Here is a 25,025-nt window from a genome sequence, read left to right as displayed (position 1 = left end):
GGCGAGTCCGTTGTGGGCGAACACCCCCGCCGGTACCGGCAGAACCACGGGGCTGCCGGGCCAGGACCGCTCAAGACCCGGACGACGGCGGCTGCCAGCCCGAGTGCGCGGCCCACCGTTCAAGGGATTCCTCAACGGCTGTGAACCAGTCTTCTTTGGCTTCCGCGTAAGCCGTGGTGGACGTGTCCCCGGCGTGGGCGGCAGCGAGTCTGCGCTTAAGGGCCAGGTACTCAGCCGCCGCTGCCGGTTCGGCCCGCAGCCAGTCACGGAAGCAGAAGGCAAAGCGCCAGCCGGGTGAGCCGGCGGCACGGATGTGCAGATTAACGGGGCGGCCCGGATCGGCGTTGGCGTGGATGCGCTTGGCCCAGTCATCCGGGCTGGGGTGGCTGGGCTTGGGGGTGTCGGCGGTAATACCGGGGACCGCCGGAAACCCGGCGGCGGCAAGGGCCGGTGCAAGGGCGTCGGCAACGCCGAGGTCAGGGACGGTCAGCTGCAGGTCGATGACGTCCTTGGCGTCCAGTCCGGGGACTGAGGTGGACCCGATGTGGTCGACTGCCACCGTGTCCTGCTGCGCGGCAGGAACAGCTTCGACAATTCTGTTCATCAAGCGCCGGGCGTCGTCCGCCCACCTGGCCCTCGCCGGAACCAGGACCGGTCCTCCGGTCCTGGCGGCCCTTTCTCCTGTCGAGAGGTTTCGGGCAAACGGCGCCAGCCGGTCATCCCAGAGGTGATCCACTTCCGCCACCAGCTGCTCCAAGGTGCCGGAGTTATCGAGGACAGCGTCAGCCTGGGCAAGGCGTTCCTCACGTGTGGCCTGCGCTGCCATCCGGGAGCGGGCGGCCTCAGCAGTCATACCCCGGTGCTCCAGCATGCGCTGCAGCCTCACCCCGTCCGGGGCGTCCACCACCAGGACCAGGTGGAAATTGCTGCCTTGGCCCGTCTCCACCAGCAGCGGGATGTCCTGCACCACCACGGCGTCCCGGGCAGCCGCTTCGACCATGGCAGTAGCGCGGGACCGGACCAGCGGGTGCACAATGTCGTTCAGTGCGGCGAGGCGCGCGGGATCTCCGAACACCAGCGCGCCGAGCTTCGGCCGGTCCAGGCGGCCATCAGCAGCCAGGACACCACCCCCGAACTCGGCCACGACGCGTTGCAGGCCTTCGGTGCCGGGTTCCACCACCTCCCGCGCCAGCACGTCAGCGTCCACCAGGACTGCTCCGCGTTCCTTCAGCCGCAAGGCAACTACTGACTTTCCCGAAGCGATACCGCCCGTCAAACCAATCTTCAGCACTCCCCTACAATAATCCCCGCCGCTACCCTGACCTCGCTTCGCTCGCCCGGGGAACCCTCGCGGCGTGGGCCCACCCGCCGCTACCCTGACCTCGCTTCGCTCGCCCGGGGAACCCTCACGGCGTGGGCCCACCCGCCGCTACCCTGACCTCGCTCCGCTCGCCCGGGGAACCCTCACGGCGTGGGCCCACCCGCCACTACCCTGACCTCGCACCGCTCGCCCAGGGAACCCTCACGGCGTGGGCCCACCCGCCGCTACCCTGACCTCGCTTCGCTCGCCCGGGGAACCCTCACGGCGTAGGCCCATCTAGACTGGGGCGGGTGCAAGAGCAAGCGAGCCGCGCCACCAGCTACACCACCCTGGCGGCAGGGCCGGACTTCCGCCACGAGCTGGAGATCAAGCGCTCCAGGTTCATCACGGTGTTGCGCCGGGCCGACAGCGAAGAAGCGGCGCGGGACCTGGTGGCAGGCCTTCGCCGCGAATTCCACGACGCCCGGCACCACTGCTCCGCTTTCATCCTCGGTCCTGACCGGGACATCCAGCGCTCCAGCGACGACGGCGAGCCCTCAGGAACCGCAGGCGTCCCCATGCTCGAGGCCTTGAGCAAAAGGGAAACGGCACCTGGTGTGGCTGACCTCAGCGATGTCAGTGCCGTCGTCGTCCGCTATTTTGGCGGCATCCTGCTGGGGGCGGGCGGGCTCGTGCGGGCGTACTCTGAGTCCGTGTCTTCGACGCTCTCCCTGGTGCCGTTGGTGCGCCGGAGCCGGTTGCGGATCTGCTCAGCGGAAGTGCCGCACGCTGCTGCCGGCAGGCTGGAGAACGATCTGCGGGCAGCGGGCTTCGTGATGGCAGAAACAAGCTATGCGGTGCAGCATACGGTTCTGCGCGTGGCGGTACCGGACGACGCGCAGTATATCGCAGATGCTGCGGACCGCCTGCAGTCGTTGACTTCGGGCGCCGCTGCCCTCATCCCCGAAGGAACGGAGTGGGTGGATGTCCCGTTCCCCTGAGGTGGTGTCCCTGGTGGACGTGGACGAAGCAGTGGTGGACCAGCTCCTGGCACTGGCCAAGCGCGACGCCTCACCGGACGAGGTGGCTCCTCCGCTCGGCGGTCCGGGGTGGAACCTGGAACGCACTGCGTGGTTCTTCAGTTACCACCGCGCCGCTGCCCAGGGCCTCGCCGGGGACGCCGGGGAGAAGGCGTGGGGCATAGTCGCGGACGGCAGCCTCGCCGGTTCCATCCGCCTCCGCATCGTCGAGCCCTCGGCTGCGGAAGCCGGCAGTGCCGGGCCAGGGAGTGCGAAGTCGGGGTGTGCTGAATCGGGCAATGATGCAGCTGTTGCCGAGACGGGCATCTGGCTGGGCAGGAGCTATCGGTCCCGCGGCATCGGGACCGCCGCACTTCGCCTGGTCCTCGTCGAGGCCCGCAAGGCCGGCATCACCCGGGTGACGGCCCGCACCCTCACCGGCAACCTTGGCGCCCAGCGTATCCTCGCCTCCGCGGGCGCGGTACTCACGCCCGACGACGACGGGACGGTCAGCGCCGTCGTCGTGCTCTAAGTGCCTCCTTGCCGTCAGCGCGATGGCCCACTACAGCGTTAAAGCAACAGGCCCCCTGCCTTGCGGGCAGGGGGCCTGTTGTGTCGGCCCGGAAAATTTCCGGACCGGTGGCAATTAGTTGCCGGTCAGCTTCTCGCGCAGTGCGGCGAGGGCTTCGTCGGATGCAAGCGTGCCTGCACCGGCGTTGGACTCAGCAGCCGGCTCCGAGGAGTAGCTGGTGGTGCCGGAATCGCTCTCACCGGACGTTGCAGCTGCAGCGTCGTCGGCAGCGTGCTGGGCGACCTGCTTCTTGTGGGCTTCCCAGCGGGTCTGGGCGTCAGCGTACTGCTGCTCCCAGGCGGCGCGCTGGTTCTCGTAGCCTTCAAGCCACTCGTTGGACTCGGGATCGAAGCCCTCGGGGTACTTGTAGTTGCCCTCTTCGTCGTACTCTGCAGCCATGCCGTACAGAGCCGGATCGAATTCGGTGCTGTCGGCGTCGACGCCCTCGTTGGCCTGCTTGAGGGAGAGGGAGATGCGGCGGCGCTCGAGGTCGATGTCGATGACCTTGACGAACAGCTCGTCGCCAACGGAGACAACCTGCTCTGCCAGCTCCACGTGGCGCACGGCCAGCTCGGAGATGTGGACCAGGCCTTCGATGCCGTCTTCGACGCGAACAAACGCACCGAACGGAACGAGCTTGGTGACCTTACCCGGAACAACCTGGCCGAGGGCGTGGGTGCGGGCGAAGGTCTGCCACGGATCTTCCTGCGTAGCCTTGAGCGACAGGGAAACGCGCTCGCGGTCCAGGTCCACCTCGAGAACCTCGACGGTGACTTCCTGGCCAACCTCGACAACCTCGGACGGGTGGTCGATGTGCTTCCAGGACAGCTCGGAAACGTGAACCAGGCCGTCTACGCCGCCCAGGTCCACGAATGCACCGAAGTTGACGATGGAGGAAACGACACCGGGACGGACCTGGCCCTTTTCCAGCTTGTTGAGGAACGTGGAGCGGACCTCGGACTGGGTCTGCTCGAGCCATGCACGGCGGGACAGCACAACGTTGTTGCGGTTCTTGTCCAGCTCGATGATTTTGGCTTCGATCTGCTGACCGATGTACGGAGCAAGGTCGCGCACACGGCGCATCTCGACGAGGGATGCGGGCAGGAAGCCGCGCAGGCCGATGTCGAGGATAAGACCACCCTTGACAACCTCGATGACGGTACCGGTGACAACACCGTCTTCTTCCTTGACCTTCTCGATGTCGCCCCAGGCACGCTCGTACTGAGCGCGCTTCTTGGAGAGGATCAGACGGCCTTCTTTGTCTTCCTTGGTGAGCACCAGGGCTTCGACCTGATCGCCAACGGAGACGACGTCTCCGGGATCAACATCGTGCTTGATGGACAGCTCGCGGGAGGGGATGACACCTTCGGTCTTGTAACCGATGTCGAGCAGGACTTCATCGCGGTCGACCTTGACGACGGTACCTTCGACGAGATCTCCGTCGTTGAAGTACTTGATGGTCGCGTCGACTGCTGCGAGGAAGTCCTCAGCGGTACCGATGTCGTTAATGGCGACTACGGGGGTACCGGGCTTCTCGGTGGAGGTGATGGTCATGTAGTAGGGGCTCCGTTGTGGATAGTTAGTCGGTCAGGCAAACCGGCGCGCCCGCGTTATGGAACGCAGGCGCGATGTGCGGCGAATCCGAACGGATCCTCCGGGTCATCCTGATTTGTGGATTTCAGAAATCGTGCACGTGGTACACGCCCGTTTAGTCTAGTCGCTGCCCGCAACACGGGTCAAAGCGGCCCGTAAAGCGTGAAGGTGTGCCCCTAGAAGTGCGTGAGGCAGTGCGTTGACCGCTCCACAGCGAACATTTGCCTAGCCTTCAGGGCCGCACCCGCCGTGTTCTCCCGGATCCTGCCGGCTGCAGCCAGGGTCACAGGGCATACTGCGCCCAGGTAGATCGAGGACAGGGCAGAGACATCCAGCACCAGGTCCGCTGCGGTTTCCGGCAGGCGTTCGACGGCGGCCCCGCCGCCGTCGACCTGCAGTGCGAAGGTTCCGGGCGTGAGGCCCAGGGGGTCATAAACTTCGAGAACCAGCCGCCCGTCCACAGGGTAGTGCCTCGCCTCCAGTGCCTTGGCGGCGTCCAGGACGCGGAGCCACAGCATGTCCCGGCTGTCCGACGAGTCAATGCAGCGGGGGTCCGTCAACGCCCAGGTCAAGGGATCGTCCAACGGCGCTTCGTCCCAGGACACGCGCTCCACCAGGTCGATTGCGCCGAGGAACTGCCAAAGTTCCAGGTAGGCGTCATTGCCGGCGGCCACCAGATCCACCACCTCCACGGTGTAGGGTTCCGTGTCCCAGCCGAGGAACTTGTACGAGACGTAGCCGTCCACGGCCCCGTCCGCCGAGTAGTGGAGCGCCACCTTGATGGCGGGATCCTCCTTGCCGTCGCGGCCGAGGGTCCCTGAAGCGAACTGCCGGTACATGTCCTGCCGGCCGAGGGACCCGGGGGTGAGGCCATGGACGCGATCGAAGACCTCCGGTGCCAGCTGCAGCAGGATCTTGGGATCGGCGATTTCCACGCTGCCCGTGGGCTGGTGCGCCAGAATGAACCGCGACGTGGTGTCCACCTTTACGGAGCGTTCGAAGCTTGCGACGCCGTAACCGAAGCGCCCGTAGATGGTTCCCTCCGAAGCGGTGAGGGCGGCCATGGCAATGCCGTCCTCCTTGGCCAGGTGCAGGTCCTCGCTCATCATCCGGCGCAGCAGCCCGCGGCGGCGGTGCGATGTCCGCACCGTCACAGACGTGACCAGCTGGCTTTCAAGTGAGCGGCCAAAACCGATGTTGAGATCCTTGCGGAACGTGGCGAACGTGGCCACCGGCACCTCCGCCGGAAGGGATCCCGGGGCCACCCCGCCCGTTTGGTACACGCCGGTCAGGACCCGGCCATCTGCTTCGTAGGTGGCAAGCGACTTTGCCACGTGCTCCGGGGTGCGCGTTGATTCGTGGAACCCGAACGCCACGGCCCTGGCCCAGGTCTCGGCCTCCGCATAGCCGTCACTGTTCCTGGACACCGCGCCAAAGCGCCGAATTTCATAGTTCCCGTTCAGGTCAGCCACCCTCCTGAGCCTAGCCAATAACTCCGGAGCCTGGCCAGGCACAACGCGCTTCTGCTGGGAAGCGCCCGGACACTGGTACCCCGTCTGCTCCTAGTGCCCGGCGTCGTACCAGCTGGGACCAACACCGATCTGGACCTCCAGCGGAACGGTGAGGTCCGCCGCGGCTCCCATCTGTTCGGTGACGAGCTTCTCCACGGCGTCCCGCTCCCCCGCCGCGACTTCGAGGACCAGTTCGTCGTGGACCTGCAGGAGCATCCGCGACTTCAGGCCCTGTGACTTGAGCTCTGCATGGACGCCCAGCATGGCGCGCTTGATGATGTCTGCGGCCGAACCCTGAATGGGGCTGTTCAGGGCGATGCGCTCCGCGTTCTCCCGGAGCTGCCGGTCGGTGCTCGTCAGGTCGGGCAGGTAACGGCGGCGGCCTTCGATGGTTGCCGTGTAGCCGTCCACCCGGGCTTGGTCCACCACGCCGCGGAGGTAATCGCGGACGGCACCGAACCGGTCGAAGTAGTCCTTCATGAGGGTGCGTGCCTCGTCCACGGAAATCTCCAGCTGCTTGGACAGGCCGAAGGAAGTGAGTCCATAGGCCAACCCGTAGGACATGGCCTTCACCTTGGAGCGCATGGCACTGGTGACTTCTTCGGTGGGCACATGGAAAATGTTGGAGCCGACAAACCGGTGCAGGTCCTCGCCGTCCTTATACGCCTGGATCAGGCCGGCATCGCCGGACAAGTGTGCCATGATTCGCATCTCGATCTGGGAGTAGTCCGCGGACAGCAGGCACTCGTAGCCGTCGCTGACGACGAAAATTCCGCGGACGCGGCGGCCTTCCTCGCTGCGGATGGGGATGTTCTGCAGGTTGGGATTGTTTGAGGAAATCCGGCCGGTCGCCGCCACGTTCTGGGCGTAGGTGGTGTGGATACGGCCGTCTTCGGCAACGGACTTCTTCAGCGATTCGAGCATCTGCCTCAGCTTGGCAGCTTCCCGGTGCGCCATGAGCTGCACCAGGAACTCGTGGCCGGTTTTGTCCAGCAGGTTCTTCAGGGACGCGGCATCAGTGGTGTAGCCGGACTTGATCTTTTTGGTCTTGGGCAGCTGAAGCTCCTCAAACAGCACTGTCTGCAGCTGTTTGGGCGACCCAAGGTTGACCTCGTGGCCGATCGCGGCGAAGGCCTGCTCCTGGGCGTTGTCGATGACCCGGGCGAGGTCGGCGAGCTGCTCGTCCATGCGGGCCATGTCGATCCCGATGCCGGCGAGTTCCATGTCGGCCAGGACACGGCTGACCGGAAGCTCGAGGCTGGACAGCAGTTCCTCCGCGCGGCGCTCCTTCAGTTCCGCCTCGAAGAAGCGGCTCAGTTCAAGGACGACGGCGGCCGCCTGCACCAGCGCGCCCGCGGCTGCTTCGTCGTCCCCGTCAAAGGAAAGCTCCAGCTGGCCGGCTTTGGCGGTGGCAGCCGGGATCCCCACGTTGAGGTGGTGCTGGGCGAGTTCGGCGAGTTCGTAGGTTCGCCGGTCCGGCTGGATGAGATATCCGGAAATCGAGGTATCGTCCACCACGCCGTCAAGCTCCAGGCCCCGGGAGGTCAGGGCTTTCAGCGCGGCCTTGAACCCGTGCATCACCTTCGGCGCTGCGGGGTCGCGCAACCACGCAGCCAGGACGTTTTCGGCCTCGGCGTCCTGGCCGGAGAGATCGACGTAGGCGGCGGCGCCGTCGCGGACGATCGCCAGCCCTGCAGCATCCTCGCCGATCCGGCCAGGCACCAGGTCCACCGCGACGGCGGAGCGCTGGCCGGCACCTGCCTTGAGGAAGCCGGCGAGCTCTGCAGCCCCCGACGGCGCGATGAAGTCAGGCGTTTCGATGCTGGCACGCTCAGGGGCGGGGGCGTCGTCGTCGCCGTACAGTGCGAAAAGCCGGCCGCGGATGGCCTTGAATTCGAGCTGGTCGAACAGGTCCTCAAGGGCTGCCTGGTCAGGACGTGGCTCATACAGGTCATCGAGCGTGACGGGCAATTCCAGGTCCGTGTGGAGCTGGTTCAAGCGGCGGTTACGCTTGACGGCTTCAACGTTCTCCCGAAGCGCGTCCCCTACCTTGCCGCCGATGGCATCCAGGTGTTCGAGGACGCCCTCAAGACCGCCATACTGATTGATCCATTTGGCCGCCGTTTTAGGGCCGACGCCGGGAACTCCCGGAAGGTTATCGGCCGTCTCCCCCACCAAGGCGGCGAGGTCTGAATACCGTGCGGGACTTACGAAATACTTGGCCTCGATGGCGGCGGCATCCATCCGCGGGATATCGCTGACGCCCTTCTTTGGGTAGAGCACAAAAACGTTGTCCGTGATCAACTGAAACGCGTCACGGTCACCGGAGACCAGCAGGACTTCGAAGCCGGCCTTCTCACCCATGGATGCAAGAGTGGCAAGAATGTCATCCGCCTCGTAGCCGGGCATTTTGATGGTCTTGATGCCCCAGGCTTCCATCACCTGGCCGATGAGGTCGATCTGGTTGTTCATTTCGCGGGGGGTTTCATTGCGGCCCCCCTTGTATTCGCTGTACTCGGTCTTTCGGTGGGTGGACTCGTCCGACACGTCGAAAGCCACGGCGATGTGGGTGGGCTGCTGTTCCTTGATGAGGTTGATCAGCATGGAGGTGAAACCGTGGATGGCGTTGGTGTGCTGCCCGTTTGCCGTGGAGAACTTGTCTGCCGGGAGGGCGAAAAAGGCGCGGAACGCCATCGAGTGGCCGTCCAGCACCAGCAGCCGCGGCTGGCCCGTCAGGGGAACAACGGGGGCGGCAGTCGCCGAAACCGATCCAGCCGTGTCCTTAACAGCAGCCTCAGCAAGGGCACTTGAACCTTGCGGAGCGTTGTCCTCCTCCAGGACATTGGACGGGAAAGGGGCCGGTTTGGTTGTTTCACTCACAGGTGCCAGCCTAGTTGCCATGATGGACAATTTCACGCCCGGCCCCTTCTCCGCTGAGCTCACTGCGGCCGGCGTCCCGGAGCATCTGCATGCCTGGCTGGGTCAGTTCGGGATCGGGGCCCTGGTAGTGAAGATGGGGATACGTTTTCTGGAGATGAGCCCGGAACGGACCGTAGCCACCATGCCGGTGGAAGGAAACACCCAGGTAGCCGGAATCCTTCACGGCGGCGCCCATGTTGTCCTGGCTGAAACGCTCGGATCGTTCGCATCAGGAATGCACGCAGGGCCTGGCCGGCATGCCGTGGGTATCGAGGTCAGCGCCACGCATCACCGGTCCATCGCAGCGGGCACGGTGACGGGTACCTGCTCCGCCATCCACCTCGGCCGGACCCTGGCGACGCACGAGATCGTCATGACGGACGAGCAGGGGCGCAGGCTGTCTACAGCACGCATCACCAACATGATCCGGGATAACGCCGCTCCGCAGCAGGGGTAGGGACCCCTCCCCTGGCACTTCCCTTAATTGTCTGACCCCCTTGCCATGATGAGTTCATGGGTAAAGCGGCGGTGGTGAAGGCGTTTGAGGACATCAACGCCGCCCTTGCCGTGCTTTATGCCGAAGCGGCGGCTCCGGGTTCCGGGGCGGTTGATGGTGCTGATCCGTTGGCTGCCCTGGCTGATGGTTGCCTGGACATCCTCTCCGGCGCGGCCACCGTGGAGGCCAGGGTCGCAGGGCTGAAGGCCCGGGCGGCGGTGACGTACGCGGACACGGTTCATGCTGTCGCGGCGCCGGGAACCCTGGTGCAGGCGCGAGAGATGGCGGTCGCCGCGGAAATCGGCAGCCTCTTGTCCCTTGGCGGCCGGGCCGCGGGTTCCTTCCTGGCCACCTCCCACGCCCTGGTGGCCACGTTGCCGCTGACCCTCTCGGCCCTGCGCGCTGGGACGGTTTCGTGGCGGCACGCCCAGGTCATGGTGGAGGAAACGGCCACCTTGGACTCTGCCGGCGCCGCCGCCCTCGAAGCCCACTTCCTGGGCCCGGATACACCCATACCATCCACGGCCGCGCCGATCGGGGACGTTCCGGCGTACCGGTTCAAAGCTAAAGCCCGGGTGTGGCGGGAACGCCACCACGCCGAGTCCATCGAACAGCGGCACACCAGGGGTGTGGTCGACCGGCGGATGGAATACCGTCCGGACCAGGACGGGATGGCCTGGCTCTCGGCCTACCTGCCCGCTGACCAGGCAGCGGCTATCTGGAACCGCACCACCGCCCTCGCCCGTGGACTCCAGGGCCCCGACGAGCCCCGCACCCTCACACAGTTGCGGGCCGACACCGCCGCCGGTTTGCTGCTCACGGCCCCGGGCGCAGGTACCGCGGACCGTGGGGATGGGGGCGCTGCAAGCGGGAGCGGGAAGGGGGACGGTGAAACTGCTTACATTGCGGGCATGGAAAAGGTTCCGGCCCCGAAGGCGGACGTGCTCGTCACCGTCCCGGTGTTCGCGTTGATGGGACTGACCGTGGAACCGGCCATGCTGGACGGTTACGGCCCTATCCCGGCGTCGATGGCACGCAAACTCGTCGCGGACGGCGCCAACTCGTTTCACCGGGTCCTCGTTGACCCCCGCGACGGCGCGCCACTGGAGATCGGCCGGACCAGCTACCGGATCACGGCAGCCATGAAGAAAGCCCTGCAACTCAGGGACGGCAAATGCACCTTCCCCGGGTGCAGCAACAACTGCCTGGACAACGAAGCCGATCACCTCACCGCCTGGCACCACGGCGGAACCACCGGAATCAGCAACCTCGGCCAGCTCTGCCCCAAGCACCACCGCCTCAAACACGCCACCGCCTGGAAACCCACCCCGGCCACCACAACCGCACCGCCCGGCTGGACCTCACCCACCGGCCGGCACTACAAACCCGAACACCACCACTGGGAACCACCACACTGGCCCCAGGAGTTGGCAGCGCAAACGAAGCCGAGCCACACATCGAGCAGGTGCTGGCCTCAGCGGGAGCCCGGCGATTTTCCGCGCGGCCACGTGGACCTTGTCCGCACCGGCTACTCCCTTGGAGAAGACGGCATCGAACGGTTCCTCCACGCCCGCGGCGGATGAGCTCAGCCGGTGCGGCATGGAAGCGGGCTCAGCCCAGCGATGGGTGTTGGCGCGGCTAAACCACCGGGTCACCAGGACTGCCGAGTCTTGCTCCCCAACTTCGCAAGGTCAGTGAGGGAATCCCGCAGCCCGCGCAGGGTTAACCACCAGAACCTGAAGCTGAATCGCCGTTCAGCGAGTACCGGAGCTCTACTATGCCCCTGCCCAGGGAGCGCGAGGCAGTCAACTCAAGTGGCGGCGTCGGGCCCGTCAAAGGAAGAAGCCGCTTGCCGTCGCCGAGAACCACCGGGATGACGGAGAGGATCAGCTCATCCAGCAGCCCGGCGTCGGCGAACTGGGCGGCGAGGTCCCCGCCGCCCACCACCCAAACGTTCTTGCCTCCCGCGTCCGCCTTGAAGTCTGCAACGAATTCCGAGACGCTGCCGCGAACGAAAGTGAGGTCCGCCCCGGGAGGCGCCTGGTACTCATGCCGCGTGAAGACGTAGCAGGGAGTCTCGGGGTATGGCCATGTCCCTGGCTCGTGCTCCATAAGCCAGGCGTACGTCCCGCCGCCCATCACGATGCAGCCGACACCCCCCATGAACGTCTCGTAGCTTTCCTTACCGCCCTCGAAACCGTCGAACTGCAGGAGCCAGCCAAGGTCATCTGTAGGCGTAGCAATGAAACCATCGAGGGACGCGGCTACAAAGTACTGGATCCGTGACATGGGTCCAGCCTAGTGATCGGACCCGGTCTGTCCAACGGCGATGGCTACCCTGTCAGCAGCCCCATCCGGGGCCTGGCGAGGGGATTTAGCCGGAGAAGTAAGGGATGATCAGGTACAGGCCAAAGAGGACGGCGAGTCCGCACAGCCCGAAGCAAACATACGCAAGGGACCGCTTCACGCCGGGCGAGGCTTGGCGTGCGTCACCTGCAATGGCGGTCAGCCGAACTCCCAGCGAGTAGAGAACCACCACGGTCACTGCGGCCGCCAGGGTGGCACCGGCCACGGTCAGCAGTTCCAACCACTTCATCGCTGGGCATCCTTCGTTGTAACGGCTTCGGCTTCGGTCTCGGCATCAGTATTGGTGTTGGCTTGGACGCTGGTGCTGGTTCCGGCAACGGATGTGGCTTCAGCGTCAGCCTTCGCGTGCGACTTCGCCTTGGCACGGGCACGGGCCATTGCCTTCTTCTTTGCGAAACGCACTGTCTGGCCTGCCTCTTCAACTTCGATGGCGTTGTGGTGGCCGACGGCGGACTTACGTGAATAGAAGAACATGAACAGCACTGCGGCGGTGCCGGCGACGGCCGCGATCAGCACGCCTATTACGCCGGTCTTGACCAGCAGTGCAGTCAGCGCTCCCACAATGCCGGCTGCGGGAAGGGTGAAGAGCCAACCCAGCGCGATCTTGCCCACCATGCTCCAGCGGACACTGGTTCCCCGCCGGCCCATTCCGGAGCCGATAACAGAACCGGAAGCCACCTGAGTGGTGGATAGTGCAAAACCGAGGTGGGACGAGGCAAGGATGGCCGACGCGGTGCTGGTTTCGGCAGCGAAGCCCTGGGCCGGCTTTACTTCGGTGAGCCCGGCGCCCATGGTGCGGATGATGCGCCACCCGCCGGCGTAGGTACCGATGGCAATGGCGAAGGCACAGGCGGCGATCACCCAGAACTGCGGGCCGGAGCCCGGCGTCTGGGTGCCGGCGGCAATCAGCACGAGCGTGATGATGCCCATGGTCTTTTGGGCGTCGTTGGTGCCGTGGGCCAGTGCCACCAGGCTGGAAGTGAAGATCTGCCCGGTACGGAATCCGCCGCGTTTCTGGGTGAGCTTGCTGCCGGTCTCGGGATCGTGCCGGGAGGTCAGGGCATAGGCCAGGCGCGTGCAGATGTAGGCCACGATGCCGGCGATGAGCGGCGCAAAGATCGCGGGCAGGATGACCTTCTGAAGCAGGCCCTCAAGATTAATGGAGTTAAATCCGATGCCGGCGATGGCGGCACCGATCAGCCCGCCAAACAGGGCGTGGGAGGAACTCGACGGCAGGCCCTTCAACCACGTGATCATGTTCCACAGAATTGCTCCCATAAGGCCGGCGAAGATGATCTCCGGCGTGATCTGTACACCGTCGGACCCTTCACGGATGATGCCGCCGGAGACCGTTTTAGCCACTTCCGTGGACAGGAAGGCACCCACCAGGTTCAGGATGGCTGCGAGGGTGACCGCAGTCTTCGGCTTGATGGCACCGGTTGCGATGGGCGTGGCCATGGCATTCGCTGTGTCGTGGAAGCCGTTCGTGAAGTCGAAAAATAGTGCCAGTGCGATGACCAGCGCCACCATGAAGGTGATATCCACCTGTTGCCCAATCTGCAGAGTCGACGTCAAGCAGTTTCTTTCCCCCGGCTGCCTTGCACAGCATAATTCACCAGCTGTTCGCTTGGAATGACTTGCGCTGTTAACACAACCGGCGTGAAACCCTATCGATCGTACGCGCCCCCGGCAGGAGGTCAAAACATCGGCGCCTTGAGGAAGGCTGCGACGGCGTCCAGCTCGGCAGGTGAAATTCCGCACCTGGGGTTCGGCGACAGTGCCAGCAAACGCCGGCCCATGACCCCCGCCCAGGCCTGCGCCTCGGCCTCGAAGGCGAGCTGATCATCCGCCCAGGCCACAGCCACGGGTCCGGTCTCCTCAACATCGGCCTGAATGGCCCGGAGCTTCCACCAATCCGGCCCGCTTCCGGAACCGAAAGCCGTTAGAAAGGGCCACCGGCTGCCCTCCAGGCCGATGGCCGGGCAAAGGTACTGCGGTGCCAGTTCCTCCCAACTGGTCAGCCAGACGCACCGCAACTCCGACGTTGCAGCAAGGCTGTTAAGTCCCTTCACCAACTCAGCGGCGAATGCCACCGGCAACAATCCCGCGGCCGCGCGCCGCCACGGCGTTCCCCAGCCGGTGCACCCGTCGGGTCCGAACGGACAGATGACACCGTCAACGTCCAGGTAGAGCGTGCGGACAGCCACAGTGTCTCCCGGATAATCAGCGGCGGGAATCGGAGGGCCGCGCGCCCCCGTCCAGCATGGGTGCGATTTTTTCCTCGAGGGCCGCCATTGCCGCATCCGGCAGGACGATAAGGCCGTCCAACTCGCGTCGGGCCCGCTTGTAGGCTGCCTGGCGTTCTGCCGGAGTGGCTGCATGGTTTTCCGCGATCCTCAGCAACTGCCGCGCGGTGGCAAGCCGTTCCCGTTCGGGCCCGGTGAACTTGCTGTCCCTGATGCGCCTGGCTTCGCGCTCGGCCACCTCCAGCGCCACGTTGAATCCATCCACCGCCCTACGGTACGCCTGGAGGCGGGAGGGCGACGTCACCTCTGCCGCTGATCCCGGCCGGAGTCCGTCGGCCTCACGTTTGGCCCGAAGGAAGGCCACCGTGAGGGGTTCCCGGACGTCTGTCATAAGCGGGAATTCAATCAGCTTGCCCACGTCAAGTTCATAATCCAGCCAGCGCCTGCTGGTGGCATCATGGGCTGCCAGCAGTGACTCAACCTCCGCGGCCGAGACTTTCTCAGCCTCATGGGCCTGGTTCTTGAGCTTGTACAGCTCCACCTTCCGCTGGTGCCTGCGGTCGCTGGCTTTGCGCCACGAATTCGCCCAGTGGCCGGCAAAGGCCAAGGCGGGGAAAACGAGCCACCATTTATCGTCAAGGATCTCGAAGAGGGACTCCACGCGTACATCGTCCCATTGCGTGGCGCCCTCCTCAAGGAAGCACTGTCGGACCGGTCAGCCGGCTCTCCAGCTGCCCTGCCCCGGCAGGTTGGTCAGCCGGCTGCCTGGGGGTTGTTGACGTTGACAAGCCAGGCCACGCCATAACGGTCCGTGCACATCCCGAAGACATCTCCCCACGGCGCCTGCTCCATGGGCACTGTTACCGTACCGCCGTTGCCGCTCAGCTTTTCGAAGTAGCCACGCAGTTCCGCTTCATCATCCCCGCTGAGTGAAATGGAGATGGACGACCCTCCGCTGAACTCCATGCCGTTTGGCGTGTCCGCTCCCATCAGCACCAGGCCTTGGGTGGTTGTCAGCATGGCATGCATGATTTTCTCCGCCTCTGCCGGATCCTCGCTGGCCTGGAACTCACCGAAGGTGCTCAGTGTCAGCTCCCCGCCAAAAACTGACTGGTAGAAGTTCATGGCCTCGCGGGCGTTGTCGCGGAAGCCGAGGTACGGGTTGAGGGTGGTGGGCATGGCTGGATCTCCTTGAGTTGTACCGAAAGAGGATGGAACCAGACAACATCCTGCCCCAAGGGGCTGCCCCGGGGTAGGGGCAGCTGCCCCTATTGAATGCGTTGGGGACGCCCCGGGCGGCCAAAGCGTGCGGCGTCAGGGCAGGGAACGTAGGCTCGGGTGCATGGCCAGATACTTTGACGTTCATCCGCAGGATCCTCAGCCACGTGCCATCACGCAGGCAGTGCGCATGGTGCTTGACGGCGGGCTGATCGCCTACCCCACGGACTCCTGCTATGCGCTGGGCGCGCAGTTGGGCAATAAAGACGCCCTGGACCGGATCAGGGCCATCCGCAGCCTGGACGACAAGCACCATTTCACGTTGGTGTGCAGGGATTTCGCCCAACTGGGCCAATTCGTGAACATCAGCAACGACGTTTTCCGCAGCATCAAATCTGTAACTCCCGGCAGCTACACCTTTATCCTGCCTGCCACCAAGGAGGTCCCCCGGCGCCTGCTGCACCCGAAGAAGAAAACCGTCGGCGTCAGGATCCCGGACAACCGGGTGGTGCAGGCGCTGCTCGCCGAACTCGGCGAGCCGCTGCTTTCAAGCACCCTGCTGATGCCGGACGATGAAGACCCGATGACCCAGGGCTGGGAAATCAAGGAGCGGCTGGACCACCAAGTGGATGCCGTGATCGACGCCGGCGACTGCGGTTCCGAGCCCACCACCGTAGTGGACTTTTCCGGCGGCGTGGCAGAGGTAGTCCGCCGCGGGATGGGTGACCCGTCCCGTTTCGAATAACCCTCAGGTCCTGCTGCCGCGTTTCCCGTCCTGCTGCCAGGCGTGCCTGCTAATCCTGCTTCCGGGCACGGCTGGGCTGCACCCGCGGCGGCTCCCCCGGCATCTTTGGGTAGTCCGGAGGAAACGGCATTTCCCCAAGACCGTTCCTGAGATCGCGGTCCCACCACTCCAGCAGCGTGTCGATGGTTCCCGGGTTGCTGTGCATGTCTGCCCAGGGGTCACCCACGGTTTTCAGCCGGTCCGGAACGGTGAGGATGGTGAAGTTCTTCGGATCCGCCGTCTCCAGCTCCGCCCAGGTGATGGGGCATGACACCGAGGCGTGTGGCAGCGCCCGCGGGCTGTAGGCGCCGGCAATGGTGCGGTCGCGGTTGGCCTGGTTGAAGTCGAGGAAAATTTTTTGGCCCCGTTCTTCCTTCCACCATGCAGTAGTGACCTTCTCCGGCATCCGGCGTTCCACTTCCCGGGCGGCGGCAATGACGGCATGGCGGACATCAAGGAACTCGCGGGTGGGCTCGATGGGCGCGTACACGTGCAGTCCCCTGTTACCGGAGGTCTTGACGAAGCAGGTGAGCCCTGCCTCAGCCAGGACCTCCTTAAGGACCAGCGCAGCCGGGACGGCATCGTCAAAATCAGTGCCCGGTTGGGGATCCAGGTCGATGCGCAGCTGGTCCGGGTTGTCGGTGTTGGCGGTACGGGAGGGCCAGGGGTGGAAAACGATGGTGTTCATTTGTACTGCCCAGATGGGCGCCGCGGGTTCGTCCAGCACCAGCATGGGATGGGAACGCGCGCTCGGAAAGACCACCTTCATGGTCCGGATGAACTCCGGCGTTCCCTTGGGCGGGTTTTTCGAGAAAAACATGTCGCCGTCAACGTTGTCCTTGTACCTCTGCAGCGCCACCGGCCTGTCCCCGTTCGCTGCGATAAAGGCCGCACCGATGTCCGCGAAGTAGCGGGCGAGGTCCAGTTTCGTGATTCCGAGGTCTGGCCAGAGGACCCTCCCGGGACTGGAGATGCGCATCTCCCGTTCGCCGTGGGGGCCTTGAACCGTGATGGTGGTCTGTTCGCTCGCCATGGGGACAACGTACACCCCGGCCGCGGACGGCGGACGAATTTGGGCTCCCGGGTCCGGCATGATGGAGGCATGTCCGTCTCAGAAACGCCCCTGACCCTCGCCGTCGGAGGCCTTAGTGTCACTGCTGCCTACTCCCGCCCGGATAATACGTCCGCGACCGTTGTGGTGGCCCACGGTGCCGGGGCCGGCATGGAGCACCCGTTTCTCCGCGGGTTCACCGCAGCCCTGAATGCGCTGGGAACAGCAACGCTGCGGTTCAACTTTCCCTACCGGGAAGCAGGCCGGAAATTCCCGGACCGGCCGCCCGTGGCCATCGCCGCATGGCATGCGGCCTTTGCCATGGCGGCGGAGCAGGCAGCGGCCCATAACGACGCCGGCCCTATCTGGGCGGCGGGTAAGTCCTTTGGCGGGCGGATGGCCTCCATGGCGGTGGCTGAAGGAATGGAAGCCGCCGGGCTTGTGTACCTGGGCTATCCCCTGCATCCGCCGGGCAAGCCGGACAAGCTGCGGGACGAGCACCTCTACGGGCTCACGACGCCCATGTTGTTTCTGCAGGGCAAACGGGACACCTTCGCCACACCTGAGATCCTGGCGGGCGTGGTGTCGCGGATCGGGCCCAACGCTCTCCTGCAGTGGGTAGAGGGCGGCGACCACTCATTCGGTGTCGCCGGCCGGAAACGTACTGCGGATGAGGTGGGTGCTTCCCTCGCCGCGCCGGTGGCTGACTTTATCCGCGGCCGTCCCTGATTCAGGCAGTCCGACAGTTGGCGGACTGCACAGCGGCTAGGCGGCGTCGTCCTGCCACCAGCCTTCCCAGGCGGCGGAGCTCAACTGGCCCTGGGAGGAATCCGACGTTCCGTCACTACCGCTGGCGGATCGGTTGTCGTCTTTGCGCTGGCCGTCGAGCAAGAGGTTGAGGCTGGTGATAAGAAACATCTGCACGTCCTTCGGGTTGAGGTGTGGACAACGGCGTCCAGGTGGGAACGAGCCTAGCCACCTGATGTTTCAGTGCATCGACCCCGGGTTTCAACTGTGTATCGGAGATCTCACGCCGCCTTCCCGCCGCAGCTGAGCCAAACGCGTAGCGCTATTTCCGGCGTTTGACGTGTGCGGTTGCCGGGGCGCTCCACGGGTCCTCGGGCCAGGGATGTTTGGGATAGCGGCCGCGCATTTCGGCCCGGACCTGCGCATAGGGGCCGGACCAGAAGGATGTGAGATCGTCCGTTACCGCCAGGGGGCGCCGCGCCGGCGACAGCAGGTGGAAGAGGACCGGCACCCGGCCGTCCAGCAGCCGGGGCGTTTCTGCCCATCCGAAGCACTCCTGCAGCTTGACGGCCACCACCGGCCGGGCGGTGTCGTCTGATACCACAGGGTACTCGATCCGGATCCGCGATCCGCTCGGAACTTCGAGCCACTCCGGGGCGAGGTCATCGAGCCGGGCGGCTTCAGGCCAGGGCAGCAGCCGGCGCAACGGATGGGCAAGGTCAATGGCGCGCGCTGCCGCTCCGCCGGCGAGTGCTTCCAGCTCCGGTCCGAGCCAGTCCTCCAACCGGAGCAGCAGCGCCTGGTCCGAGACGTCCGGCCACGGCACGCCCAGTCCGCGGTACAGGAAGGCCAGACGGCGGCGCAAAGCATCGGTCGCCGTCGACCAGTCAAGGACGCCAAGGCCCTCAGTCTGCAGTGCTTGCGCTACTGCCGCGCGCCCTTCGGCCGGTGAGGGGCGGACCGGCGTCGATGCCAGAACGATCGCCCCAAGGCGGCGCACCCTGCGGGCAAAGAGGCGGCCGGCCGTGAATTGCGCCTCGACAGTGTCCGCCAGGAGGTGTGATGCGGCAGCCTCGGCCAGGTCGGGAGAGAGGGGTGCCGCGGACCGGATCACCGCTCCGGTGCCGGCCGAGTCCCGCCCGTCCGCCCGGGTTACTTCGGCTACCGCCAGCCATTCCTGGCCGGAAAGGGGGCTGCCAGCGGGCAGCCCCGCGCGGGTCCCCGAGGACAGGAGGTAGCGGTTTGGGGTATCGCCATCCACCCTGCGTGCCACCCGGTCAGGGAAGGCGAGCGCGACGACGGCTCCCACCACCGCCGCGCCCGCGGCGCTAGCCGCGTGCGCCGGCGGCGTCGGGGAAGCAGGCAACGCTGCCTGCTTTGCCAAGGCAGCCAGGCGGCGGGATTCCTCCGCCCAGCGGCGCGCTTCCGGCCCTGTTTCGCTCCGCAACCCGGACAGCAGGCGGGTGAGGTCCGCGCCCGGTGCCCGGAGATCCCCCGTTACCAGCGCCACGGCTTCGGCGGCGGGCAGGTGTCCGGCAAACGCTGCGCCGTGAAGCAGGGCCCTGGCCAGGCGGGGATCAGCCGGAATGGTGGCCAGCAGTTTTCCCATGGGGGTGATGTGGCCATCGCCTGACACTGCGCCAAGTTCACGCAGGACCTCCATCGCATCGTCCATGGCCTGCCGGGGTGGCTGGTCGGGCAGTGCGAGTCCGGCTCCCCGCGGGGAGCCCCAGGATGACAGGATCAGGGCGGCCCCGGTCAAGTCGGCCACCCTTATCTCCGGGGTCACGTGGGCCGGGGCAGCTCCAAAGGCTTGCTGGTCATAGCAGCGGACCACACGCCCCGGACCCTGGCGGGCGGCCCGCCCGGCACGTTGATCGGCTGAGGCACGGGAGCAGGAAACGGTGACCAGTCCGCTCATGCCCCTTCCGGCGTCGCGCCGCGGTTCCCGGGTGAGGCCGGAATCGATCACCAGCCGGACACCGGGAATGGTGAGGGAGGACTCGGCGAGATCGGTGGACACGATGACCCTGGCGCTGCCGCCGGCAGCGCGGCCCGAAACTGCGCGGTCCTGTTCGGCCGGGCCCACCTGGCCGTGAAGCTCGAGGATCTCCACGCCGGAGCCGAGCCGGCTGCGAAGTCCCGCTGCCACCCGGGATACTTCCCTTGCTCCGGGAACGAAAACCAGGGTATCTGCCGAGCTGTCTTCACGGAGGGCATTGGTGACTTCCGCCGCGGCTGTCGCCGAAAGGTACTCGAGGTAGGCGGGCGTGACTCCCCTGCCGTCCAGGCGCGGTCCGCCGGCAGGGCGCCACTGCGTCTGCAGCGGGTGCACCACCGAGGGACACTCCACAACGGGGGCCAGAGTTCCGTCCTCGTTGTTGACGAGTAACGCGGCAAACCGGGGCGCGTCCAGCGTTGCGGACATGGCGACGACGGTAAGGTCACCGCGCAATTCCCGCACTTCCGCGAGCATGCCGATGAGCAGATCGGTCTCCAGACCCCGTTCGTGAACCTCGTCCAGTACCACCGCTGCCACCCCGTCCAGCCCTGGATCGGACAACAGGCGGCGCAGCAGGATTCCGGGCGTTACGAACTCGATGAGCGTCTCCGGACCGGCCTGCCGCTCTCCGCGCACCGTGTATCCGACCCGGCTGCCCAGGCGGCTGCAGTCCAGAACCGAGAGCCGGCGGGCGGCGGCACGGGCAGCGACCCGGCGCGGCTGGGTAACCACCACGCGTCCGGCGGCCAGCCCGGGCAGGTTTGCCAGCAGCGGCGGAACGAGTGTGGTCTTACCGGTTCCAGGCGGTGCCTGCACTACGGCTGCGCGTGGAGGTTCGCCGCTGCCACTGCCAGCGAGGGCGTGCGTCAGTGGCCGCGCCGAGTTGGCGAACGCCAGGCCGGCGCCAATGGCCCCGATGTCGAAGGGTGCGCCGGCGGTTGGCTGCTGCTGACGGGCCCGGGAAGTCATCAGTCCATTGTGCCCGGTCGTTGGCTTAGGGCTTTCCCGGCCCCTTGCCCTTTTCCTTGGCTTCCTTCGCCGGTGCCGGCAGGACAGGTTCTTCCTGGGCGGCAGCCGGAGCGGCAGCCGGAGCGGGAGCAGGAGCGGGAGCAGGAGCGGGAGCCGGCGCAGGAACGGGGGGCGGAACCACGACGGGCGGCTGGGCTTCAGCCTGGACCGCCGGCTGGGCCTCCGCCGGTCCGGGAGTGGCGGAGGTGGTCTCCGCGATGCTCCCCGTAGGGGCCACGGCAGCGGACGCCGCCGCAAGCTGGGTGGTGATGTCCGTACGGACCGACTCCACGGCTGCCTCAATTCCGCGGTACCGGGATAACGAAATCTGGCCCTGGGACGCGGCGTCGTTCAGGTCTTTTTCGAGCGCGTCCAGCGCGGCAAGTGCCCCGTCCAGCCGGTTTTCCGCTGCAGCCTGGCTGATGGTCAGGACTCGCACCTGCAGCCCGCGGAGCGTGCCCTGATCCGAATCAACGGGCCGCAGGATCGGAGTGGCAGTGAACAGTGCCACTGCAAGACCTGCTGCTGCCGCCAGCGCCGCGGCTGCCCGCCAGGAGCGGAGAGGCTTCAGGCGCGGCATACCGTCTTTGCCGTTATGCCGCGGCTGCGTTTCAGGCGGCATGCCTGCCCCGCAGCGGAACCATCACCGCGGGCCTGGCTGGCAATGCGGTGACTGTGGCCATATGTGCCGGAGTTGGCACGGCACCCGCTGTTTCCTTGCCGCCCGAACGTCCGGCTACAAAACGCCTGGTGGCGATCCGCAGCAGGATGGCGATGGTGTGGCCGAGGCCCAGCCCGAGCAGCACATGGCCGGCGAGATACTGGCCCCCGTTCCCGGCAGCGCCAAAGGGGGCACTGAGAGCCGCGGCTGCTCCGGCGACGGTAATGGCCAGAGCCGAGGCGGCAGCAATAACTGTGCCCATGGCGCTTCTCCTGTCCTCAATTAATCAGCAGGCTTACGAGTATTGATCAGCAAGCTTACTACTTGATTGCGGTATGGCAAGAACGGCGCCGTTGTGCACCGCACCCACCAGTGACGGCGTGACACTGCTCTGGACACTGATAATCAGCAGGCTTAGCATTTTTCCATCGGCTGGTTCTTCAGCGCTGTGAACCACGGGCAAATCGCCGAAGGGCCACCGGAACGGGCCGCAGAGACGGCAGGGCATCTTGGACGAAGGAGACCAACATGGCAACGGCACGGGAAATCATGACCGGCGGCGCGGAGTGTGTGGGAGAGAAAGAGACGCTCGAGGCAGCAGCCCGGAAGATGAAGGAACTCGACGTGGGATCACTGCCGATCTGCGGCGAGGACAACCGGCTCAAAGGCATGCTGACGGACCGGGACATTGTCGTCAAATGCCTGGCAGCGGGCGGGGATCCGCGTACGGCGACGGCCGGGGAATTTGGAGAAGGCAAACCCGTTACCATCGGCGCTGATGATTCGATTGAAGAAGCCATCCGGACGATGCAGGACCATCAGGTGCGGCGGCTGCCCGTAATCGATGGGCACGACCTGGTGGGGGTTGTGAGCCAGGCTGACATAGCCCGCAACTACCCGGAGGATCGTGTCGGGGAACTCGTAGCCTTCATTTCATACTGACCCCCAAGCGCGGCGCGGCACGACGGCGCCATCAGCAGGCTCAGCTGGCCGCTTCGAGGAGGCGGCCAGCTGGAGCAATCCCGGCATACCGGCCCTTGAAAAACAGCAATGGCTCCGCGTCCTGCCGCGCCCATAAGTGCCTCACGGCAGCCACCACTATGGTGTGGTCACCGCCGTCATACTCGGCGTGGAGCTCGCAATCGAACCAGGCAAGGGCGTCGTCCAGGACAGGGCAGCCCAGCGGTGAAGCCTGGTAGCCGACGCCGGCAAACTTGTCCGTCCCCGACTTGGCGAACTGCGCCGCGAGATGCTGGTGTTCGGCCGGGAGCACGTTAATAACAAAGGATCCCGCCTGCCGCAGCACCGGCCAGGTCCTGGAGCTCCTGGCGGGGCTGAAGGTCACCAGCGCCGGCTCGAGGGACAGCGACGCAAAAGACTGGCAGGTAAAGCCCGCCGGCCCCTCCTCCGTGGTGCCGGTGATCACTGTCAGACCGGTGGCGAAAGTTCCAAAAATGTCGCGAAGCCGGCGGGGAGCAAGATCTGATGTGGCTGTCATGGATGGCCCTCTCGTTGGATCGTTACCTCACCAGACCACCGGCCCCTCCTTCTGTTCAACCGCTGGTGCAACGTACCGACGCCGGCCGAAACGGAGGGTCATACCGGTACATCCGCCGTAATGGGCCAGGCGTGCCTTCAGGAGCGGGACCAAAAAGGTTTTTAAAGATTTTTCATGCATGTGCATCCAGATGACCTTCGCCGCCGGTAGTAGGGGTGTAAGCAAAAACCGCCCGCCCAGCGGGCCGCAGAAGGAGGAATCATGCGCACCAGCATTTTCGCATCAGGAGCAGTGGCAATCGCGGCGGCACTGGCTTTCGCCGGCCCGGCACAGGCCGCGGAAGGAGACGCCCAGCTGTCCGTCCTGCACGGAGTCCCGGGCCTGACAGTGGATGTCTGGGTCAATGGTGAACGGACCCTGGACGATTTCACGCCCGGCACCCTCGCCGGCCCGCTGGCCCTTCCGGCCGGAAGCTACGCCCTGGCTATCACCGCCGCCGACGCGGCAGACGCAACTGCCGCCGTCATCGGTCCTGTCAACGTGACCCTCGCCGCCAACGGCAACTACACGGCAGTGGCCAACCTTGATGCAGCCGGCAAGCCCACCGCAAACCTCTTCACCAACGACGTCTCCCAAATTGAAGCCGGCAAGGGCAAGCTGACCGTCAGGCACACCGCTGCCGCTCCCGCCGTCGACGTCCTGGCCGGCGGCAGCGCCGTCATCTCCAACCTGGCCAATCCGAACGAGCAGACCCTGACCCTCGACCCGGGCACCATCCCGGCAGCTGTGGCAGCGGCGGGAACCACCCAGCCCGTTATCGGCCCGGCTGACGTTACGGTCGCCGAGGGCACCCACACCATCGTGTACGCCTGGGGTAGCCTCACGGACCAGAACCTGCAGCTCGCCGTGCAGACCATCGAGGGCCTGCACTCAGCCCCGGGTGCTGTTCCGGGCGGGCGTTCCGGTGCTGCTGATGAGGGTGCCGGCCAGGTTATGGCGATTGCCGGATTCGGAGCCGCAGGCATCGCCCTCCTGCTGGGAGCCGCGGCAGTATCCCGTTCGGTGGCTTTGCGCAGGGCAAGCTAGCGCACCGCTTGCAGGAGCAGGGTGACCGCCCAAAGCTCCGGCACCGAGACCCCGGCCGACCGGCTATCCCCTCCGGTCGGCCGGCTCGGCACGTCCGCCCCTGGTGTTCCAACCCACCAGGCCGCGGAGCTCCCGCAGACTGGATAGAGGAGGCAGTCCCATGAAAAGCACGACGACGGAGGAGTCATTCCAAGTCGATGCCCGGGATCCGGCGGTGACGCGCATTGGACGCAAGGCAGCGGGGGCACGCGGGGCGGGAGCCGCCGTCGTCTTTGCCGCGGCGGTACTGCTGTCCGGTTGCGGCACTCCCGCAGCGCCGCCGCCGCCCGAAGCTGCTGCGCCCGCCGCAACAGCCGGCGCCGTTCCCTCCCCCACACCGCCACCGGCTCCCACCGGCACCCCCGCCCCGCTGCCCGACATTCCCGTCCGCCAGGTCACCCCCGCCCCGGCCGCTCCCCGGGACCCGGCACCCCGGTTCCTGACAGTCGAGGGCACCACCATCAGCCTGGACATCGTGGAAGTCAGCGTGTCTCCTGACGGGGCCATGGAGATCCCGGACGCCTTCGACCAGGCCGGCTGGTACCGGCACGGGCCGGCCCCCGGCGCAGCGGCGGGGGCAGCAGTGGTGGCGGGCCACGTGGACACCACTTCTGATCTGGCGCCGTTGTCGCAGCTGAAGGGCCTGGCGCCGGGCACGCGCGTCACTATCGAGCGCCACGGCGCACCCGCCCTCAACTACCGGGTTCGCTCCGTTGAACTGATGGCCAAGGACAAGTTCGACGGCGGCTCCCTCTTCCGCCGTGACGGGCCGCACCAGCTCAAGCTCGTGACCTGCGGAGGCCGTTGGCTGGACGAGAAACAGGACTACAGTGACAATGTCATTGTCACTGCGGAACCGGAATGATCGGCTCCGCAGCCTTGACACTCAACGCCGAGGGGAAGGAGGCC

25 protein-coding genes are annotated in these 25,025 nt (G+C 65.9%); 9 read left to right on the top strand and 16 right to left on the bottom strand.

The features are described from left to right. Positions 1-70: 70 nt before the first annotated feature. Positions 71-1,291: a dephospho-CoA kinase gene (coaE, locus tag AC5RT4_RS02245; protein ID WP_494039598.1), complete on the bottom strand. Its 1,221-nt coding sequence runs from the start codon at positions 1,289-1,291 to the stop codon at positions 71-73. A 320-nt stretch (positions 1,292-1,611) separates the two neighbouring features. On the opposite strand from coaE, the gene AC5RT4_RS02240 reads away from it, so the two are divergent. Further along, positions 1,612-2,301: an IMPACT family protein gene (locus tag AC5RT4_RS02240; protein WP_494104750.1), complete on the top strand. Its 690-nt coding sequence runs from the start codon at positions 1,612-1,614 to the stop codon at positions 2,299-2,301. Then, positions 2,285-2,851 carry a GNAT family N-acetyltransferase gene (locus AC5RT4_RS02235; RefSeq protein WP_494104749.1) on the top strand — a complete coding sequence of 189 codons (567 nt, stop codon included), beginning with the start codon at positions 2,285-2,287 and terminating at the stop codon, positions 2,849-2,851. The genes AC5RT4_RS02240 and AC5RT4_RS02235 overlap by 17 nt, the downstream gene beginning before the upstream one ends. A 114-nt stretch (positions 2,852-2,965) precedes the next feature. Here the strand turns inward: AC5RT4_RS02235 and rpsA are convergent, their stop codons facing one another. From rpsA to polA, 3 genes are all read right to left on the bottom strand, one after another. Next, entirely contained in the window at positions 2,966-4,444 is a 1,479-nt protein-coding gene (gene rpsA / locus AC5RT4_RS02230) for a 30S ribosomal protein S1 (RefSeq protein WP_139029088.1), read from the bottom strand. Positions 4,445-4,659: 215 nt separating this feature from the next. Continuing rightward, complete coding sequence (locus AC5RT4_RS02225) at positions 4,660-5,946, bottom strand: GNAT family N-acetyltransferase (protein ID WP_494104898.1); 1,287 nt, start codon at positions 5,944-5,946, stop codon at positions 4,660-4,662. A gap of 99 nt (positions 5,947-6,045) precedes the next feature. Next, positions 6,046-8,688 carry a DNA polymerase I gene (polA, locus tag AC5RT4_RS02220; protein WP_494104897.1) on the bottom strand — a complete coding sequence of 881 codons (2,643 nt, stop codon included), beginning with the start codon at positions 8,686-8,688 and terminating at the stop codon, positions 6,046-6,048. 205 nt (positions 8,689-8,893) lie between these two features. Here polA and AC5RT4_RS02215 point away from each other — a divergent pair, with 205 nt between their 5' ends. Together AC5RT4_RS02215 and AC5RT4_RS02210 are read left to right on the top strand one after the other, a co-directional pair. Beyond that, positions 8,894-9,370: a hotdog fold thioesterase gene (locus AC5RT4_RS02215; RefSeq protein WP_494039595.1), complete on the top strand. Its 477-nt coding sequence runs from the start codon at positions 8,894-8,896 to the stop codon at positions 9,368-9,370. Positions 9,371-9,426: 56 nt separating this feature from the next. Continuing rightward, positions 9,427-10,992, top strand: a complete 1,566-nt coding sequence (locus AC5RT4_RS02210) for an HNH endonuclease signature motif containing protein (protein WP_494104748.1) — start codon at positions 9,427-9,429, stop codon at positions 10,990-10,992. Positions 10,993-11,131: 139 nt separating this feature from the next. Here AC5RT4_RS02210 and AC5RT4_RS02205 read toward each other — a convergent pair whose 3' ends face one another. From AC5RT4_RS02205 to AC5RT4_RS02180, 6 genes are all read right to left on the bottom strand, one after another. Then, on the bottom strand, positions 11,132-11,698 hold the full coding sequence (locus AC5RT4_RS02205) for a dihydrofolate reductase family protein (RefSeq protein WP_494039593.1): 567 nt from the start codon (positions 11,696-11,698) through the stop codon (positions 11,132-11,134). An 85-nt stretch (positions 11,699-11,783) separates the two neighbouring features. Next, positions 11,784-12,005 carry a hypothetical protein gene (locus AC5RT4_RS02200; RefSeq protein WP_494039592.1) on the bottom strand — a complete coding sequence of 74 codons (222 nt, stop codon included), beginning with the start codon at positions 12,003-12,005 and terminating at the stop codon, positions 11,784-11,786. After that, the gene (locus AC5RT4_RS02195; RefSeq protein ID WP_494040125.1) at positions 12,002-13,321 is read right to left on the bottom strand and encodes an inorganic phosphate transporter; all 1,320 of its coding nucleotides are present in this window, start codon (positions 13,319-13,321) and stop codon (positions 12,002-12,004) included. The genes AC5RT4_RS02200 and AC5RT4_RS02195 overlap by 4 nt, the downstream gene beginning before the upstream one ends. A gap of 152 nt (positions 13,322-13,473) precedes the next feature. After that, the gene (locus AC5RT4_RS02190; RefSeq protein WP_494039591.1) at positions 13,474-13,983 is read right to left on the bottom strand and encodes an HAD domain-containing protein; all 510 of its coding nucleotides are present in this window, start codon (positions 13,981-13,983) and stop codon (positions 13,474-13,476) included. A gap of 16 nt (positions 13,984-13,999) precedes the next feature. Further along, the gene (locus AC5RT4_RS02185; protein ID WP_494039590.1) at positions 14,000-14,683 is read right to left on the bottom strand and encodes a hypothetical protein; all 684 of its coding nucleotides are present in this window, start codon (positions 14,681-14,683) and stop codon (positions 14,000-14,002) included. Positions 14,684-14,775: 92 nt separating this feature from the next. Further along, the gene (locus AC5RT4_RS02180; protein ID WP_494039589.1) at positions 14,776-15,201 is read right to left on the bottom strand and encodes a VOC family protein; all 426 of its coding nucleotides are present in this window, start codon (positions 15,199-15,201) and stop codon (positions 14,776-14,778) included. A 163-nt stretch (positions 15,202-15,364) separates the two neighbouring features. On the opposite strand from AC5RT4_RS02180, the gene AC5RT4_RS02175 reads away from it, so the two are divergent. Further along, positions 15,365-15,985: an L-threonylcarbamoyladenylate synthase gene (locus AC5RT4_RS02175; RefSeq protein ID WP_494104747.1), complete on the top strand. Its 621-nt coding sequence runs from the start codon at positions 15,365-15,367 to the stop codon at positions 15,983-15,985. Positions 15,986-16,034: 49 nt separating this feature from the next. On the opposite strand, the gene ligD is transcribed toward AC5RT4_RS02175, so the two are convergent. After that, complete coding sequence (gene ligD / locus AC5RT4_RS02170) at positions 16,035-17,057, bottom strand: non-homologous end-joining DNA ligase (RefSeq protein WP_494039587.1); 1,023 nt, start codon at positions 17,055-17,057, stop codon at positions 16,035-16,037. Positions 17,058-17,126: 69 nt separating this feature from the next. Here ligD and AC5RT4_RS02165 point away from each other — a divergent pair, with 69 nt between their 5' ends. Next, positions 17,127-17,804 carry an alpha/beta hydrolase family protein gene (locus AC5RT4_RS02165; protein ID WP_494039586.1) on the top strand — a complete coding sequence of 226 codons (678 nt, stop codon included), beginning with the start codon at positions 17,127-17,129 and terminating at the stop codon, positions 17,802-17,804. Between the two features lie 36 nt (positions 17,805-17,840). On the opposite strand, the gene AC5RT4_RS02160 is transcribed toward AC5RT4_RS02165, so the two are convergent. The 4 genes from AC5RT4_RS02160 to AC5RT4_RS02145 form a co-directional block, all read right to left on the bottom strand. Continuing rightward, positions 17,841-17,993, bottom strand: a complete 153-nt coding sequence (locus AC5RT4_RS02160) for a hypothetical protein (protein ID WP_494039585.1) — start codon at positions 17,991-17,993, stop codon at positions 17,841-17,843. 151 nt (positions 17,994-18,144) lie between these two features. Beyond that, positions 18,145-20,793 carry an ATP-dependent helicase HrpB gene (hrpB, locus tag AC5RT4_RS02155; RefSeq protein ID WP_494039584.1) on the bottom strand — a complete coding sequence of 883 codons (2,649 nt, stop codon included), beginning with the start codon at positions 20,791-20,793 and terminating at the stop codon, positions 18,145-18,147. Positions 20,794-20,818: 25 nt separating this feature from the next. Continuing rightward, entirely contained in the window at positions 20,819-21,454 is a 636-nt protein-coding gene (locus AC5RT4_RS02150) for a hypothetical protein (protein WP_494039583.1), read from the bottom strand. Continuing rightward, the gene (locus tag AC5RT4_RS02145; protein ID WP_494039582.1) at positions 21,444-21,755 is read right to left on the bottom strand and encodes a hypothetical protein; all 312 of its coding nucleotides are present in this window, start codon (positions 21,753-21,755) and stop codon (positions 21,444-21,446) included. The genes AC5RT4_RS02150 and AC5RT4_RS02145 overlap by 11 nt, the downstream gene beginning before the upstream one ends. A 266-nt stretch (positions 21,756-22,021) precedes the next feature. On the opposite strand from AC5RT4_RS02145, the gene AC5RT4_RS02140 reads away from it, so the two are divergent. Next, the gene (locus tag AC5RT4_RS02140; RefSeq protein WP_494039581.1) at positions 22,022-22,435 is read left to right on the top strand and encodes a CBS domain-containing protein; all 414 of its coding nucleotides are present in this window, start codon (positions 22,022-22,024) and stop codon (positions 22,433-22,435) included. Between the two features lie 40 nt (positions 22,436-22,475). Here the strand turns inward: AC5RT4_RS02140 and AC5RT4_RS02135 are convergent, their stop codons facing one another. Further along, on the bottom strand, positions 22,476-22,991 hold the full coding sequence (locus AC5RT4_RS02135) for a flavin reductase family protein (RefSeq protein WP_494039580.1): 516 nt from the start codon (positions 22,989-22,991) through the stop codon (positions 22,476-22,478). A gap of 261 nt (positions 22,992-23,252) precedes the next feature. Between AC5RT4_RS02135 and AC5RT4_RS02130 the strand changes: the two genes are divergently transcribed. Beyond that, positions 23,253-24,077 carry a DUF4397 domain-containing protein gene (locus tag AC5RT4_RS02130; RefSeq protein ID WP_494039579.1) on the top strand — a complete coding sequence of 275 codons (825 nt, stop codon included), beginning with the start codon at positions 23,253-23,255 and terminating at the stop codon, positions 24,075-24,077. 160 nt (positions 24,078-24,237) lie between these two features. Then, positions 24,238-24,981 carry a class F sortase gene (locus AC5RT4_RS02125; RefSeq protein WP_494039578.1) on the top strand — a complete coding sequence of 248 codons (744 nt, stop codon included), beginning with the start codon at positions 24,238-24,240 and terminating at the stop codon, positions 24,979-24,981. Positions 24,982-25,025: the final 44 nt, after the last annotated feature.

It is taken from the genome of Arthrobacter sp. sptzw42, from assembly GCF_059089685.1.
This window is presented reverse-complemented; position numbering and strand designations above follow the sequence as displayed.